Origin of the sequence: Chromobacterium aquaticum (genome assembly GCF_021129195.1) — a bacterium.
Classification (GTDB): Bacteria; Pseudomonadota; Gammaproteobacteria; order Burkholderiales; family Chromobacteriaceae; genus Chromobacterium; species Chromobacterium aquaticum.
Genome location: NZ_JAJOHW010000084.1, coordinates 1 through 12731 on the forward strand (window position 1 = coordinate 1; position 12731 = coordinate 12731).

Below are 12731 nucleotides of genomic sequence, written 5' to 3' on the forward strand. Positions count from 1 at the left end.
GGCCGCAACGCTGGCGATCACCGCGCCGCTGGCCGGGTTGCGCACCTCGCTGCGCCGTCCCGACAGCGCCGGCCGCGACCCGCCGTCAATCCACAAGCCGTGCTCGCGCTGCAGAAAGTCCTGCACCGCCGCCAGCACCGGCACCAGTTGCTGATCCATGCTCGTCTCCTTGGTTTACCCAGCCTGCCGCCGCTCAATCCCGGACGGCGATGGCCCAATATACGCATGGCCGCCGCGGCGGCTGATCCCAAATCGGCAAAGCGCAAAGCCCGCTCCGCGCATTGCGGCGCAGCATGTCGCGCATGGGAAACACCAAGCAAAAACAATGATTAAGCACTCATTCTCAACTGGACATTTCGATTTCAATAACATATTAATCATCTGATAATCGACAGACGGAACCAGCGGCGGCCATTCCGCCGCCACAGCAAAAACCGTCTCACCCACCGGAGAAGACAGATGATTGCCGCAGCCAGTTGTTTCGACGACGCCCACCTGCACGCCGAGGCCCTGCCCGGCTGGCAGCAGCTGTACAGCCAGATCAGCGGCGGCCGCTTCCAGAGCGCGCTGAGCCGCCTATGCGCGGCGCGCCTGGACGTGTTCCGCGAAAGCTTCAACCAGCGCGTGGTGCAGCAGGGGCGCGCGCCCGGCGGCATGGCGCATTTCGCGATACCGATACAAGCGCCGTCGCCGCTGAGCCTGCAAGGCGTGGCCGTGCCCGGCGACGCGCTGATGGTGCTGCGCGGCGGCGAGGACTTCGTGTTCCACCTGCCGCCCGGCGCGGACTCCATCCAGGTATCCCTGCCTTATGAGGATTTGGCCGAGCTGACGCCGGAATTGTGCGCCGTCGTGCGCGAGGCGCGCGGCAAGACGCCGGTGTTCACCGCGCGCCCGGATGCGCTGCAGGCCCTGCGCGCGCTATTGACCGGCCTGTTCGAGCAAGCGCGGCGGCGGCCGGAATTGCTGGACTTCGCCGGCAATCAGAAAGTGATCCGACACCAGTTGCTGGGCCTGCTGCAAGAGGCGCTGGCCGACGGCGGGCTGCGCGAGCGCCGCGACGACCTCACTTACGCCACGCATTGCGACATCGTGCGGCGCAGCCAGGCGCTGGCGCTGGCCAAGCCGGACGAGCCGGTGACAGTGCTGGAGCTGTGCAGCCGCCTGCGCGTCAGCCGCCGCACGCTGCAAAACAGCTTCCAGCGGGTGGCCGCCACCACGCCGGTGGATTATCTGCGCTCGATCCGCCTCAACGCGGTGCGCCGCCAATTGCTGCAGGCCGGTCCCGGCCGCAGCGTGCGCGAAGCGGCCGGCAACTGGGGCTTTTACCATCTGGGCCATTTCGCCAGCGACTATCGCAAGCTGTTCGGCGAATTGCCCTCCCATACGCTGGAGCGCGGCCAGGCCCACCAGGCGGCGCCGCGCGCCGCTCACGCATGGCCGGTCCGGTAGCCACTGGGCGTCAGCCCGGTCTGCCGCAGGAAGAAACGCGAGAAATACGCCGGGTCCTTGAAGCCCAGTTCGTAGGCGATCGCATGCACCGAGGCATTGGAGAAGATCAGCAGGCGCTTGGCCTCCCGCAGCAGCCGCTCATAGACCAGCTGCTTGGATGACAGGTCCGCCAGCCGGCGGCAGATATCGTTCAGTCGCGCCGCACCGACGCCCAGCTCCGCCGCGTAGCGCTCCAGCCCCCAGTGCTCGCGGTAACGCGCGTCGATCAAGGCATTGAAACGGTGATACAGCTGCAAATCGCCGCGCGGCGCGCGGCGGCGTCCGCCGTCCGGCCGCGGCTGCTGAGCCAGCCTCTGCACATCAATCAGGATCAATTGCGCCAGCGCCCGCTGCGCCAGCCCACCGCCCGGACGCCGCGCCACGCCCTCCTGTTGCAGCTGGGCCAGCCGTTGCGGCAGCCGCCCGCCTATCTCCGCCGCCGCCGGCACAGCGGCCAGCTCCACGCAGAACGGCGCGTCCAGCGCCGGCAGCCCCGCCTCCGCCAGCCAGTCATGCGCCAGTTCCTGGCGCAGGGTCAGCACATGGCCGTCGGCGTCGGCGCCGGTGATGAAGGCGTGCGGCACCGTCGGCGGCGTCAGGAACAATAGCGGCGCCCGCGCCTGGTAGTGCTCCTCCTCCAGATAGAGCCGGATATCGCCGCTGGCCAGATAGTGCAGCTGGAGGCAGCGATCGTGGCGGTGCACCGGCATATTGCGGCCGAAGAAAGCCGCCAGCCGGCCAAAGGACTCGCAATGGATGTCGACGGATTCGCATGGGCTGTCGTAAGCCTTGCCGATGTCGATATTCGGTATCCGCGCGCCGGCATCGCGCTGGCTTTTGCCCATCTCATGTCTCCTTGTGACTTTTTCGCCATAGTCCCAACCGCGGGCGCCAATCGCGCCGAATCAGGCTGGCGGCATGGCCTCGCATGCCCTTTGGCCCTTGACCGCGCCGCGCGCTCCAGGTTTCCGTCCGGGTGTTATCCGCAGTGCAACATCGATAAGCATTGACAGGCCGCTGTCATCGCCGCTATAAACTTTAACATATTAATAAATATTTTAATCAGCGTGCTTCCACTTCAATAACAAGGAGTTAAAACATGCCATTGGCCAGCCTTGCCATGGAGCAGCGCCCCGCCGCCGTATATGGCGCGGCGCTTAACCACCGGCGCTTGCAACAGGCGCTGGCGGCGGAGTTCGAACAGCCGCCCTACCAAGGTCCGCCGCGGGCGCCGGTCTTGTTCGTCAAGCCGCGCAACACCCTCAGCGCCGCCGGCGCGCCCATTCCCTGCCCCGCAAGCGACGCCGTCTATGCCGGCGGCGCGCTGGGCGTGCGCATCGCCCGCGACGCCTGCCGCGTGAACGCGGCCGACGCGCTGTCCCATGTCGGCGGCTACGCGGTGGTCAACGAGGTCAGCCTGGCGGAAACCAGCTTCTACCGGCCGGCGATCCAGGCCAAGTGCCGCGATGGCTTCTGCCCGATCGGCCCCGAGGCCGGCCCCGACGCGATCGATCCGCAGCGGGTGCAGGTGCGCACCTATGTCAACGGCGCGCTGGTGGAAACCAATGACAGCGCCGACTGGCTGCGCGGCGTCGCCCAACTGATCGCCGACGTCAGCCAGTTCCTCACCCTCTACGCCGGCGATCTGCTGATCGTGGCCACGCCTCCGCGCGGCGCGCGGCTGCGTCCCGGCGACACCGTGGCGGTGGAGATAGACGGCATAGGCCGCCTGGAAAACATCGTCACCTCCGAGGAGGAACCGCGATGAAACACGCCCGCATCCGTTACCAGGGCCAGATCTGGCGCGCGCAGGCCGACGACGGCGCGCTCTTGCTGCCGGACGGCCGCCGCCTGGGCGAGACCGAGGTGGAATGGCTGCCGCCCTGCCACGGCACCCTGTTCGCGCTGGGCCTCAACTACGCCGATCACGCCGCAGAACTGGACTTCAAGCCGCCCAGCGAGCCGCTGGTGTTCCTGAAGACGCCCGCCACGCTGACCGGTCATCGCCAATATTCGATGCGCCCGGACAATGTTGAATATATGCACTACGAGTGCGAATTGGTGGCGGTGATAGGCAAGACCGCGCGCAAGGTGGGCCGCGCCCAGGCGATGGATTATGTGGCCGGCTACACCGTGTGCAACGACTACGCGGTACGCGACTATCTGGAAAACTACTACCGGCCGAATCTGCGGGTGAAGAACCGCGACGGCCTGACCCCCATCGGCCCCTGGCTGGTGGACCGCGACGAGGTGCCCGATCCGCACAGCCTGGAGCTGGCCACCCATGTCAACGGCCGCCGGGTCCAGAGCGGCAATACCCGCGACATGGTGTTCGACATCCCCCACCTGATCGAATACCTGTCCGCCTTCATGACGCTGCAGCCGGGCGACATGATCGCCACCGGCACGTCCCAAGGCCTGTCCGACGTGCGCCCCGGCGACGAAGTCGTCGTGGAAGTCGAGGGCGTCGGGCGGCTGCTCAATCACATCGTCAGCGAAGCGGCCTGGCTTGCCCGCCAGGCCGCAATCAAGGAGCCAGCATGATCAAGCACTGGATAGACGGCCGCGAAGTGGCCAGTCAGCACAGCTTCACCAATTACAATCCGGCCACCGGCGCCGCCATTTGCGAAGTGGCCGCAGGCGGCGCCGCGGAAGTGAACCTGGCGGTGGCCGCCGCCAAGGCCGCCTTTCCCAAGTGGGCGGCCACCCCGGCCAAGGAACGCGCGCGGCTGATGCGCAAGCTGGGCGAGCTGATCCAGCGCGAAGTGCCGCTGCTGGCGGAACTGGAAACCCTGGACACCGGCCTGCCCATCCACCAGACCCGCAATGTGCTGATCCCGCGCGCCTCGCACAATTTCGACTTCTTCGCCGAAGTCTGCACCCGCATGAACGGCCACAGCTATCCGGTGGACGAGCAGATGCTGAACTACACGCTGTACCAGCCGGTGGGCGTGTGCGCGCTGGTGTCGCCGTGGAACGTGCCCTTCATGACCGCCACCTGGAAGACCGCGCCCTGCCTGGCGCTGGGCAATACCGCGGTGCTGAAGATGTCCGAACTGTCGCCGCTGACCGCCAATGAACTGGGCCGGCTGGCGCTGGAAGCCGGCATTCCGCCCGGCGTGTTCAACGTGGTGCAGGGCTATGGCGCCGATGCCGGCGAGGCGCTGGTGCGTCACCCGGACGTGCGCGCGGTGTCCTTCACCGGCGGCACCGCCACCGGACAGCGCATCATGCAGAACGCCGGGCTGAAGAAATACTCGATGGAGCTGGGCGGCAAATCGCCGGTGCTGGTGTTCGACGACGCCGACTTCGAGCGCGCGCTGGACGCGGCGCTGTTCACCATCTTCTCCCTCAATGGCGAGCGCTGCACCGCCGGCAGCCGCATCTTCGTGCAGAACGCCATCTACGACCGCTTCGTCGCGGAGTTCGCCGCCCGCGCCCAGCGGCTGCTAGTCGGCGATCCGCAAAACCCCGACACCCAGGTGGGCGCCATGATCTCCCGCCAGCATTACGACAAGGTCACCGGCTATATCCGCGTGGGCCTGGAAGAAGGCGCGCGGCTGGTGGCCGGTGGCCTGGAACGCCCGGCCGGCCTGGCGGACACGCTGGCCGCCGGCAACTTCATCCGCCCCACCGTGTTCGCCGACGTCGACAACCGCATGCGCATCGCCCAGGAGGAAATCTTCGGCCCGGTGGCCTGCCTGCTGCGCTTTGACGACGAGGCCGACGCGCTGCGCCTGGCCAACGACATCGACTACGGCCTGGCGTCCTATGTCTGGACCCAGGACATCGGCAAGGCGCACCGGCTGGCGCGCGGCATCGAGGCCGGCATGGTCTTCATCAACAGCCAGAACGTGCGCGATCTGCGCCAGCCCTTCGGCGGCGTCAAGGCCTCCGGCGTCGGCCGCGAAGGCGGCGAATACAGCTTCGAGGCCTTTGCCGAGGTGAAGAACGTCTGCGTCTCCATGGGCGGCCACTTCATTCCGCGCTGGGGCGCGGAGCAAGCCTGACGCGGCGCCGGAGCCAAGGCCGCCCAGACGGCCGGCCCGGCGCGACACCAAACCCAGCAGCGAGACTGCGCCGGCCCGCGGCCAGTCGCACCGAGGAGAATGCAATGGGAACCCTAGCCCTGGCGGCCAAGATCACTCACGTGCCGTCCATGTATTTGTCGGAACTGCCCGGCCCGCATCAAGGCTGCCGCCAGGCGGCGATAGACGGCCACAAGGAGATCAGCCGCCGCTGCCGCGAACTGGGCGTGGACACCATCGTGGTGTTCGACACCCACTGGCTGGTCAATTCCGGCTACCACGTCAACTGCGCGCCGGCTTTCGAAGGCGTATACACCAGCAACGAGCTGCCGCACTTCATCAAGAACATGCCCTACGCCTACCCGGGCAACCCCGCGCTGGGCAAGCTGCTGGCCGAGGCGGCCACCGCCGCCGGCGTGCACACCCGCGCCCACGACGCCACCACGCTGGCGCTGGAATACGGCACCCTGGTGCCGATGCGCTATATGAACGCCGACCAGCACTTCAAGGTGGTGTCGGTGGCCGCGCTGTGCACGGTGCACGACCTCGCCGACAGCGCGCGGCTGGGCGCGGCGATGCGCGCGGCGGTGGAGAACGACTACGACGGCCGCGTCGCCTTTTTCGCCAGCGGCTCGCTATCGCACCGCTTCGCCCAGAACGGCACCGCCGACCAATACCTGCACAAGCCCTGGAGCCCCTTCCTGGAAAGCATGGACCAGGAAGTGGTGGAAATGTGGCGACGCGGCGACTGGCAGACCTTCTGCGGCATGCTGCCGGAGTACGCCGAGAAGTGCCATGGCGAGGGCTTCATGCACGACACCGCGATGCTGCTGGGCGCGCTGGGCTGGGACGGCTACCGCGGCCGCGCCGAAATCATCACCCCCTATTTCGGCAGCTCCGGCACCGGCCAGATCAATGTGGTGCTGCCGGTGGAGCCGCAAGGAGAGCGCCATGCCGCACTTCACCGTTGAATGCACCGACAATCTGCGCGAGCTGGCCGACCTGCCCGGCCTGTTCCGCCAAGTGCACGACTGCCTGGCCGCCAGCGGCCTGTATCCGCTGGCCGGCATCCGCAGCCGCGCCCACTGGCTGGACACCTGGCGCATGGCCGACGGCGAAGCCGACTACGCCTTCGTCCACTGTCGGCTGCAGATCGGCAGCGGCCGCAGCGAGACGCAGCGCCGCGCCACCGCCGAACAGGTGTTCACGCTGATCCAGCGCCACTTCGAGCCGCTGTTCGCCCAGCGCTACCTGGCGCTCAGCTTCGAACTGACCGAGCTGTCCGCCACGCTCAACTTCAAGCACAACAATGTGCATCAACGCTTCCGTCAGCCCTCCTGAGGACCCCGCATGCTGAGCCAAGACCAGATCCGCGGCATCGCCTGCCGCCTGCACGACGCCGAGCGCGAGCGCCGGCAGATCCGCCAGATCTCGCTGGACCACCCCGACATCACCATCGAGGACGCCTACGCCATCCAACGCTGCTGGGTGGACCTCAAGCTGGCGGAGGGCCGCAAGCTCAAGGGCCACAAGATAGGCCTGACCTCGCGCGCGATGCAGATGTCCTCGCAGATAGACGAACCCGACTACGGCGCGCTGCTGGACGATATGTTCTTCCACGACGGCGCCGACATTCCGGTGTCGCGCTTCATCGTGCCGCGGGTGGAAGTGGAACTGGCCTTCATCCTGGGTCGGCCGCTGTCCGGCCCCGGCGCCACGCTGTTCGACGTCTACGACGCCGCCGAATACGTGATTCCGGCGCTGGAAATCATCGACGCGCGCAGCCAGTCCATAGACCCGGACAGCCAGCGCCCGCGCAAGGTGTTCGACACCATAGCGGACAACGCCGCCAACGCCGGCGTGGTGCTGGGCGGCCGCCCTATCCGCCCGCGCGAGCTGGACCTGCGCTGGGTGGCCGCATTGATGTACCGCAACGGCGTGATCGAGGAATCCGGCGTCGCCGCCGCGGTGCTGAACCACCCGGCCAACGGCGTGGCCTGGCTGGCCAACAAGCTCGCGCCCTTCGACGTCGAACTCAAGGCCGGCCAGGTGATCCTGGCCGGCTCCTTCACCCGGCCGGTGCCGGCGCGCGCCGGCGACACCTTCCACGTCGACTACGGCCCGCTGGGCGCGATCAGTTGCCGCTTCGTCTGAACCCGCTCGAGGAACCACCATGCAACTCCCCGCCAACCCCTTCAAGGCCGCGCTGCGCGACGGCCGCCGCCAGATCGGCCTGTGGCTGGGCCTGGCCAGCCCCTACAGCGCCGAGCTGCTGGCCGGCGCCGGCTTCGACTGGCTGCTGATAGACGGCGAACACGCGCCCAATGAGCTGAACGATGTGCTGCTGCAACTGCAGGCCATCGCTCCCTATCCCTGCCACCCGGTGGTGCGCGCCGCCAGCAACGACCCGGTGCGCATCAAGCAATTGCTGGATATCGGCGCGCAAACGCTGATGCTGCCCATGGTGCAAAGCGCGGCGGACGCCGCGCAGGCGGTGGCGGCCACCCGTTATCCGCCGCGCGGCATCCGCGGCGTGGGCAGCGCGCTGGCGCGCGCCTCGCGCTGGAACCGCGTGCCGGACTACCTGACGCGTGCCGACAGCGAAATCTGCGTGCTGGTCCAGGTGGAAACCCGGCGCGGTCTGGCCGAGCTGGACGCCATCGCCGCCACCGACGGCGTGGACGGCGTGTTCATCGGCCCGGCCGACCTCGCCGCCGACATGGGCCATCCCGGCCGGCCCGACCACCCGAACGTGCGCGCGGCGATAGACGACGCCATAGTCCGCATCCAGCGCCACGGCAAGGCCGCCGGCATCCTGATGGCCGACGAGGCCCAGGCGCGCCGCCTGCTCGAACTGGGCGCCCGCTTCGTCGCCGTCGGCGTCGACACCACTCTGCTGGCGCGCCGCGCCGAAGCGCTGGCCGCCGCCTTCAAACCGGCGGCGGCCCCGCCGGACGGTTCCAGCTACTGAACCACGGCGCGGCGACCACACAATAACAAGGCGCCGCGCCCCGCCGCCAGTCGGCCCCACCCCGAGGAGAACGCAAGATGAAGCACCCCCACGCCGGCGCGCCCGCCAATGCGCGCAAAGTCGCCTACGCCACCGTGATCGGCACCGCCATCGAGTGGTACGACTTCTTCATTTACGCCAGCGCCGCCGGGCTGGTGTTCAACAAACTGTTCTTCGCCCCGGCCGGAGAGCAGTTCGCCACTCTGATCGCCTTCGCCTCCGTCGGCGTCAGCTTTCTGTTCCGCCCGCTGGGCGCCTTTCTCGCCGGCCATTACGGCGACCGGCTGGGCCGGCGCGCGATGCTGGTGCTGACCCTGGTGCTGATGGGCGCCTCCACCGCTCTGATCGGACTGCTGCCCACCTATGACAGCGCCGGCCTGCTGGCGCCGCTGGCGCTGATCCTGTTGCGCGTGCTGCAAGGCATCTCCGCCGGCGGCGAATGGGGCGGCGCGGTGCTGATGGCGGTGGAACACGCGCCGCCCGGCCAGCGCGGTCGCTACGGCGCCTTTCCGCAGATAGGCGTGCCGCTGGGCCTGTTGCTGGCCTCGGGCGTGTTCGCGCTGATGAGCGGGGTGGTGTCCCCCGGCGACGCCTTCCTGGAATGGGGCTGGCGCGTGCCCTTCCTGTTCAGCGTGGTGCTGCTGTTCATCGGCCAATGGGTGCGCCGCTCGGTGGAGGAAAGCCCGGTATTCGAGGAAATCAAGGCGCGCAAGGCCGGTTCGCGCACCCCGGTGCTGGACCTGTTCCGCCATCACGCGCCGCTGGTGCTGCTGGCCGCGCTGGTGTTCGCCGGCAATAGCGCCGTCGGTTACATGACCACCGGCGGCTTCATCCAGAACTACACCACCGACCCGGCCGGCGCGCTGCGCCTGGAGCGCACCCCGGTGTTGCTCGCCGTCGCCTTCGCCTCCGCCTGCTGGATGGCCTTCACCTGGCTGGCCGGCGTCTGGTCGGATCGCATCGGCCGCCGCCGCGTCTACATCATCGGCTTCGGCGTGCAGTTGGCCGGCGTGCTGCTGTTGTTCCCGTTGGTGAACAGCGCCAGCCTGCCGGCGGTGCTGCTGGCGCTATGTCTGTTGTCGGTGGGCACCGGCCTGACCTATGGCGCGCAATCGGCGTTCTACGCCGAGCTGTTTCCCGCCTCGGTGCGCTTCTCCGGCGTATCCATCTCCTACGCGCTGGGCGCGATCCTGGGCGGCGCCTTCGCGCCGATGATAGCCAAGGCGCTGATCGCCCAGACCGGCTCCACCGCCGCTGTGGCCGCCTACCTCAGCGGCATGACGCTGATCGGCCTGGCCGCCGTGCTGCTGCTGCGCGACCGCCGCGACATCCCGCTGGGACCGGAGCACGAAGCCGAGCAGGCCGCGTCGCCGATACGGCTGCCGCGCGCGCCGGCCACCGATATCCGTGGCGCCGGAATCTCATGAAAAGTACCAGTAATGGCTCGTAAGGTGCATTCCACTGCGCCATAAGGCTACCCATAATGCAAATTCGCTGAAGGTATTCATTATTATGCCGCCCGCCATGGATAGCGGGCCGCTTCAGCGCCATCAAGCACAAAGGAGACCACCATGCGCCATCCCAATCCCCTGCTGGAAACCCTGAGTCCCATCCTGCCCGCCATCGCCGCCAACGCGCGCCGGGCGGAAGAAGAACGCACGGTGCCGCCGGAAAACGTCGCCCTGCTGAAAGGCATAGGCTTTCACCGCGCCTTCCAACCCAAGCAATACGGCGGCCTGGAAATCAGCCTGCCCGAGTTCGCCGACTGCGTGGCGACGCTGGCGGGCGCCTGCGCCAGCACCGCCTGGGCGGTCAGCCTGCTGGCCACCCACAGCCACCAGATCGCGCTGTTTTCCGCCCAGCTGCAAGAGGAGGTCTGGGGCAGCAATCCGGACGCCACCGCCAGCAGCAGCATCGCGCCGCTGGGCCGCGCCGAAGCCGCGGATGGCGGCGTGCTGCTCAGCGGCGAAATGGGTTGGAGCAGCGGCTGCGATCACGCCGAATGGGCGATACTGGGCTTCCGCCGCCCGGGCGCCGACGGCAGCCCGCAGTACTGCTTCGCGGTGGTGCCGCGCGCGGATTATCAGATCCGCGACGACTGGCACGCCGCCGGCATGCAGGGCAGCGGCACCAAGACCCTGATCGTGCGCGACGTCTTCGTGCCGGAACACCGCATCGAGGCCGCCAAGGACATGATGGAAGGCCGCTCCGCCGGCTTCGGTCTGTACCCGGACAGCAAGATTTTCTACGCGCCCTACCGCCCCTATTTCGCCAGCGGCTTCTCCGCGGTCAGCCTGGGCGTGGCCGAACGCATGCTGCAAGTATTCAAGGAGCGCAGCCGCAATCGCATCCGCGCCTATACCGGCGTCCAGGTCGGCGCCGCCCTGCCCGCCTATATGCGGCTGGCGGAATCCACCCACCAGGTGCTGGCCGCGCGCGCCTTGCTGGAAGCCACCTGGCGCGAACACGCCGAACACGGCGTAGCCAAGCGCTACCCCAACGCTGAGACGCTGGCGTTCTGGCGCACCAACCAGGCCTATGCGGTGAAAATGTGCATCCAGGCGGTGGACCGCTTGTTCGAATCCATGGGCGGCAACTGCTGGCGGCTGGAGAACGAGGCGCAGCGGCTGTTCCGCGACGCGCACATGACCGGCGCCCACGCCTATACCGACTACGACGTCTGCGCGCAGATCCTCGGCCGCTCGCTGCTGGGACTGGAGCCGGACCCGGCCATGGTCTAAGAACCTGTTCAAAGTCTGCTGCGCTTCGTGAAGCGTCGCACGGTGAGTACAAGCTCAAAATAGCTGTACATTCCGCTTTTTCGCTTGTTTTCGCCTTGTCTCGCTCTTGCTCGCGAGATCGTGAACAGGCTCCAAACCGTCCTATCCGCTCCCCACCCGCGCCGCGCCGGCCTTGCGCCGGGCGGCCCCGAGGACACGCCATGAACGCACCCGCCACTGCCCACGACGCGCGCGCGCTGCGCCGCGCGCTCGGCAACTTCGCCACCGGCGTCACCGTCGTCACCGCCACCGCGCCGGACGGCGAACGCGCCGGCGTCACCGCCAACAGCTTCAACTCCGTCTCGCTGGACCCGCCGCTGGTGCTGTGGAGCCTGGACAAGCGCTCGGCCAGCCATCCGGTGTTCGCGCAGGCCAGCCACTTCGTCGTCCACGTGCTGGCCGCCGACCAGATCGAACTGTCCAACCGCTTCGCCCGCGCCGCCGCCGACAAGTTCGCCGGCCTGGAACCGGAGGCCGGGCGCGGCGGCGCGCCGCTGCTGGACGGCTGCGCCGCCCGCTTCCATTGCCGGCTGCACCAGCAGTTGGACGGCGGCGATCACTGGATTCTGTTGGGCCTGGTCGAAGCCTTCGACGACTTCGGCGCCGCGCCGCTGCTCTACCACCAGGGCATGTACGCCGCCGCGCTGCCGCGCAGCCGGCCGGCCACCGCAGCGGAACCGCTGCCGGGTTGGCTGGGCGACAATCTGCTCTACCTGCTGACCCAGGCGCTGCAGGCCTACCAGGCCAGCTATCAGCCGCGCCAGCTCGCCACCGGGCTCAGCAGCGGCGAGGCGCGCATGTTGCTGGTACTGGAGCAGCATTCCGGCCTGGATGCCTGCGCGTTGCAGCGCGAGGTGGCGATGCCGGCGACGGAAATAGAACTGGCCGAAATGGTATTGCTGCGCAAAGGGCTACTCGCGCGCGGCGACACCGGCCATGAACTGACGGCGCTCGGCCGTGAACAAGCCGCCACGCTGTGGCGCATCGCCAGACAACAGCAGCAAGATATCCAGTCCGGGCTGGACGAGCAGGACCTGGCCGCCTGCAAGCGCGTGCTGCGCGCGTTGATCCAACAAGGCTGAGTCCCCCTCCCATCGCCGCGTCCGCGGCGGTCAAGGCCCGAGGCGCGCCGGGTCGAGACCGCCGCGCGCGGCCCGCCGGACGACAGCCCCTTAGAGCCTGTTCACAGTCTCGCGAGCAAGAGCGAGACAAGGCGAGAACGAGCGAAAAAGCGGAATGTACAAGTGGTACATGGGCATTTTGAGCTTGGTTTCAACGCCGTATCGCTGAAGCGCAGCAGACTTTGAACAGGTTCTGAGACAGCGCGGCGCCTGCCATCCGCGATGATTGCGCGCAAAAGCCGGCTGACCCGTACAATAGCTTCTTTTTTCGCAAAGCCGGTTTCCGCATGGCCCTGTCCGCCAC

The 12731-nt window shown here is 67.9% G+C and carries 13 protein-coding genes; 11 read left to right on the forward strand and 2 right to left on the reverse strand.

Translation table 11 applies throughout. From position 1 onward, the window contains the following. Positions 1-459: 459 nt before the first annotated feature. Positions 460-1449 (forward strand): helix-turn-helix domain-containing protein, encoded by a 990-nt coding sequence (locus LQT98_RS13170; protein WP_231462739.1) that lies wholly within the window; start codon positions 460-462, stop codon positions 1447-1449. Here LQT98_RS13170 and hpaA read toward each other — a convergent pair. After that, the gene (hpaA, locus tag LQT98_RS13175) at positions 1428-2333 is read right to left on the reverse strand and encodes a 4-hydroxyphenylacetate catabolism regulatory protein HpaA (RefSeq protein WP_231462740.1); all 906 of its coding nucleotides are present in this window, start codon (positions 2331-2333) and stop codon (positions 1428-1430) included. The two genes, LQT98_RS13170 and hpaA, sit on opposite strands and share 22 nt — an antisense overlap. Positions 2334-2587: 254 nt before the next feature. On the opposite strand from hpaA, the gene LQT98_RS13180 reads away from it, so the two are divergent. The 10 genes from LQT98_RS13180 (at position 2588) to LQT98_RS13225 (ending at position 12388) form a co-directional block, all read left to right on the forward strand. Next, complete coding sequence (locus LQT98_RS13180) at positions 2588-3256, forward strand: fumarylacetoacetate hydrolase family protein (protein WP_231462741.1); 669 nt, start codon at positions 2588-2590, stop codon at positions 3254-3256. Further along, positions 3253-4032 (forward strand): fumarylacetoacetate hydrolase family protein, encoded by a 780-nt coding sequence (locus LQT98_RS13185; protein ID WP_231462743.1) that lies wholly within the window; start codon positions 3253-3255, stop codon positions 4030-4032. The genes LQT98_RS13180 and LQT98_RS13185 overlap by 4 nt, the downstream gene beginning before the upstream one ends. Continuing rightward, positions 4029-5498 (forward strand): 5-carboxymethyl-2-hydroxymuconate semialdehyde dehydrogenase, encoded by a 1470-nt coding sequence (hpaE, locus tag LQT98_RS13190; protein WP_231462745.1) that lies wholly within the window; start codon positions 4029-4031, stop codon positions 5496-5498. Before LQT98_RS13185 ends, hpaE begins: the two co-directional genes overlap by 4 nt. A 104-nt stretch (positions 5499-5602) precedes the next feature. Beyond that, positions 5603-6487 carry a 3,4-dihydroxyphenylacetate 2,3-dioxygenase gene (gene hpaD, locus LQT98_RS13195; RefSeq protein WP_048409748.1) on the forward strand — a complete coding sequence of 295 codons (885 nt, stop codon included), beginning with the start codon at positions 5603-5605 and terminating at the stop codon, positions 6485-6487. After that, positions 6468-6857: a 5-carboxymethyl-2-hydroxymuconate Delta-isomerase gene (locus LQT98_RS13200; RefSeq protein ID WP_231462747.1), complete on the forward strand. Its 390-nt coding sequence runs from the start codon at positions 6468-6470 to the stop codon at positions 6855-6857. Before hpaD ends, LQT98_RS13200 begins: the two co-directional genes overlap by 20 nt. Before the next feature lie 9 nt (positions 6858-6866). Next, positions 6867-7670, forward strand: a complete 804-nt coding sequence (gene hpaH, locus LQT98_RS13205) for a 2-oxo-hept-4-ene-1,7-dioate hydratase (RefSeq protein ID WP_048409746.1) — start codon at positions 6867-6869, stop codon at positions 7668-7670. A gap of 19 nt (positions 7671-7689) precedes the next feature. Beyond that, positions 7690-8487 (forward strand): 4-hydroxy-2-oxoheptanedioate aldolase, encoded by a 798-nt coding sequence (gene hpaI / locus LQT98_RS13210; RefSeq protein WP_231462748.1) that lies wholly within the window; start codon positions 7690-7692, stop codon positions 8485-8487. A gap of 77 nt (positions 8488-8564) precedes the next feature. Next, positions 8565-9953, forward strand: coding sequence for an MFS transporter (locus LQT98_RS13215; RefSeq protein WP_048409744.1), 1389 nt, complete (start codon positions 8565-8567; stop codon positions 9951-9953). A 144-nt stretch (positions 9954-10097) separates the two neighbouring features. Beyond that, positions 10098-11267 (forward strand): p-hydroxyphenylacetate 3-hydroxylase oxygenase component, encoded by a 1170-nt coding sequence (locus tag LQT98_RS13220; protein WP_231462749.1) that lies wholly within the window; start codon positions 10098-10100, stop codon positions 11265-11267. 200 nt (positions 11268-11467) lie between these two features. Continuing rightward, a complete protein-coding gene (locus LQT98_RS13225) occupies positions 11468-12388 on the forward strand; it encodes a p-hydroxyphenylacetate 3-hydroxylase reductase component (RefSeq protein ID WP_048409742.1) in 921 nt (306 codons plus the stop codon). Positions 12389-12489: 101 nt separating this feature from the next. Here the strand turns inward: LQT98_RS13225 and LQT98_RS13230 are convergent. Beyond that, the coding region (locus LQT98_RS13230) for a hypothetical protein (RefSeq protein ID WP_231462750.1) at positions 12490-12731 on the reverse strand (242 nt) is incomplete at its 5' end.

Bases quoted from the DNA above. Each gene is read 5' to 3' on its own strand.
- LQT98_RS13215 (WP_048409744.1), top strand. From the start codon at position 8,565: ATGAAGCACCCCCACGCCGGCGCGCCCGCCAATGCGCGCAAAGTCGCC.
- LQT98_RS13225 (WP_048409742.1), top strand. From the start codon at position 11,468: ATGAACGCACCCGCCACTGCCCACGACGCGCGCGCGCTGCGCCGCGCG.
- hpaI (WP_231462748.1), top strand. From the start codon at position 7,690: ATGCAACTCCCCGCCAACCCCTTCAAGGCCGCGCTGCGCGACGGCCGC.
- hpaA (WP_231462740.1), bottom strand. From the start codon at position 2,333: ATGGGCAAAAGCCAGCGCGATGCCGGCGCGCGGATACCGAATATCGAC.
- LQT98_RS13170 (WP_231462739.1), top strand. From the start codon at position 460: ATGATTGCCGCAGCCAGTTGTTTCGACGACGCCCACCTGCACGCCGAG.
- LQT98_RS13180 (WP_231462741.1), top strand. From the start codon at position 2,588: ATGCCATTGGCCAGCCTTGCCATGGAGCAGCGCCCCGCCGCCGTATAT.
- hpaH (WP_048409746.1), top strand. From the start codon at position 6,867: ATGCTGAGCCAAGACCAGATCCGCGGCATCGCCTGCCGCCTGCACGAC.
- hpaE (WP_231462745.1), top strand. From the start codon at position 4,029: ATGATCAAGCACTGGATAGACGGCCGCGAAGTGGCCAGTCAGCACAGC.
- hpaD (WP_048409748.1), top strand. From the start codon at position 5,603: ATGGGAACCCTAGCCCTGGCGGCCAAGATCACTCACGTGCCGTCCATG.
- LQT98_RS13185 (WP_231462743.1), top strand. From the start codon at position 3,253: ATGAAACACGCCCGCATCCGTTACCAGGGCCAGATCTGGCGCGCGCAG.
- LQT98_RS13200 (WP_231462747.1), top strand. From the start codon at position 6,468: ATGCCGCACTTCACCGTTGAATGCACCGACAATCTGCGCGAGCTGGCC.
- LQT98_RS13220 (WP_231462749.1), top strand. From the start codon at position 10,098: ATGCGCCATCCCAATCCCCTGCTGGAAACCCTGAGTCCCATCCTGCCC.